The organism is Streptomyces cahuitamycinicus (assembly GCF_002891435.1).
In the GTDB taxonomy this organism is placed as follows: Bacteria; Actinomycetota; Actinomycetes; order Streptomycetales; family Streptomycetaceae; genus Streptomyces; species Streptomyces cahuitamycinicus.
The window spans coordinates 1-2305 of the sequence record NZ_POUC01000733.1 but is presented as its reverse complement, the minus strand read 5'-3'; the positions used below and the strand labels follow the sequence as shown (position 1 = coordinate 2305).

Genomic DNA, 2305 nt, shown 5'->3' with positions numbered 1-2305 from the left:
GTCGGGGGGAGCGGCCGAACGCCCGGTAGCTCGGGGGTTCGGGCTTTTCGGCGGGTGCGGGTTTCGTCGTGGCTGGTCGCGCGGTTCACCGCGCCCCTGGGGAATCCGCCCCTGCGGCATCGAGAGGAGAACCCTGATGGACTTCGACTTCGGCCCGGAGCACGAGGCGTTCCGCAGCGAAGCTCGTGACTGGCTGGCTTCGCACGTCGGCGGCGCTGCCGACCGCCGCACTTGGGAGCGCACCCTCGGTGCTGCCGGGTGGATCGGGCTCGGGTGGGGCGAGGACGGCTACGGGAATCGCCGGGCCACCCTCACCCAGCAGGTCGTCTGGGCCGAGGAGTACGCGCGGTCGGCGGCGCCCCCGCGCTCCGGGCACATCGGGGAGAACCTGCTCGCCCCCACGCTCGTCGCCCACGGCACCGACGAGCAGAAGTCCCGCTTCCTCCCGCCGATCGCCGCCGGGGCGGAACTCTGGTGCCAGGGCTACAGCGAACCCGGAGCCGGATCGGACCTGGCCGGCATCCGCACCACGGCCGTGCGCGAACCGGACGGCCGTACGTACCGCGTCACCGGGCAGAAGATCTGGACGTCGCTCGCGCACGAGGCGGACTGGTGTTTCGTGCTGGCCAGGACCGAACCCGGCTCGGAACGGCACCACGGCCTGACCTTCCTCCTCGTCCCCATGGACCAGCCCGGCCGGATCGAGGTCCGCCCCATCCGCCAGCTGACCGGCACCAGCGACTTCAACGAGGTCTTCCTCGACGGCGCGCACGCCGAGCACGTCGTCGGCGGCGAGGGCAACGGCTGGCGCGTCGCCATGAGCCTGCTCGGCTTCGAACGGGGCGTGTCCACGCTGGCCCAGCAGATCGGCTTCGCCGAGGAACTGGGCGCGGTGGTGCGGGCCGCCGTGGAGTCGGGCGCCGTGCACGACCCCGTCATAAGGGAGCGGCTCGTGCGGCAGTGGGCCGAGCTGCGGACGATGCGCTGGAACGCCCTGCGCACCCTCGGGGGTTCCGGTGACGCGGGCGCCCCGAGCGTGGCCAAGCTGCTGTGGGCGGGCTGGCACCAGCGGCTCGGAGAGCTGGCGGTGCTGGTGCGGGGCGCGGCGGCGGCAGTGGGCCCCGCCGACTGGTCGGCCTCCGCGCCGTACGAACTGGACGCCTCCCAGCACCTGTTCCTCTTCTCCCGGGCCGACACGATCTACGGCGGCTCGGACCAGATCCAGCGCACGATCATCGCCGAGCGCGTGCTCGGCCTGCCCAGGGAGCCCAAGGGGGCCGTGTGATGCGAGGCGTGATCTTCGACGGGAAGCAGACCCGGGTCGTGGCGGACCTGGAGGTGCGCGAGCCCGGGCCGGGTGAGGTGCGGGTCGCGATCGCGGCGGCCGGACTGTGCCACAGCGATCTGTCGGTGGTGGACGGGACCATACCCTTCCCCGTGCCCGTGGTGCTGGGCCATGAAGGGGCCGGGGTCGTGGAGGCGGTGGGCGGGGGCGTCACCCATGTCGCGCCCGGTGACCATGTGGCGCTGTCCACTCTGGCGAACTGCGGAACGTGCGCGGAGTGCGACCGGGGCCGGCCGACCATGTGCCGGCAGGCCATCGGACGCCCGGGCCGGCCGTTCCGCCACGACGGCTCGCCGGTACACCAGTTCGCGTCCAACTCGGCGTTCGCCGAACGCACGGTCGTCAAGGCCGTGCAGGCGGTCCGGATCCCCGACGACATCCCGCTGACGTCGGCGGCGCTCATCGGGTGCGGGGTGCTGACCGGGGTGGGCGCCGTACTGAACCGGGCGCGGGTGGACCGGGGCGACAGCGTCCTCGTCATCGGGACGGGCGGCATCGGCCTCAACGTGCTCCAGGGGGCGCGGCTAGCGGGCGCCGGGCGGATCGTGGCCGTCGACGCCAACCCGGCGAAGGCGGAGATGGCACGCCGGTTCGGCGCGACCGACTTCCTCACCTCGACCGAGGGCGTGCGCGACCTCCTGCCCACCGGCGCGGACCACGCCTTCGAGTGCGTCGGCCGCGTGGAACTGATCCGCGAGGCGATCGACGCCCTGGACCGGCACGGCCAGGCGATCCTGCTCGGGGTCCCGCCGGCCACGGCCGAGGCGTCCTTCCGCGTCTCCTCGATGTACCTCGACAAGTCCATCCTGGGCTGCCGCTACGGCTCCTCCCGCCCTCAGCGGGACATCGCCCTGTACGCCGCGCTGTACCGCCAGGGGCGCCTCCTGCTCGACGAACTGGTCACCCGGACCTACCCGGTCGGGGACTTCGAGAAGGCGGCGGCGGACGCGGAGGCGGGGC

2 protein-coding genes are annotated in these 2305 nt (G+C 73.3%); both read left to right on the top strand.

Annotated features, from left to right (window positions below):
- The first annotated feature begins 136 nt into the window (after positions 1-136).
- Positions 137-1285, top strand: a complete 1149-nt coding sequence (locus tag C1J00_RS42225; RefSeq protein WP_102914093.1) for an acyl-CoA dehydrogenase family protein — start codon at positions 137-139, stop codon at positions 1283-1285.
- The coding region (locus C1J00_RS42220; RefSeq protein ID WP_102914092.1) for an alcohol dehydrogenase catalytic domain-containing protein at positions 1285-2305 on the top strand (1021 nt) is incomplete at its 3' end. The genes C1J00_RS42225 and C1J00_RS42220, both read left to right, overlap by 1 nt.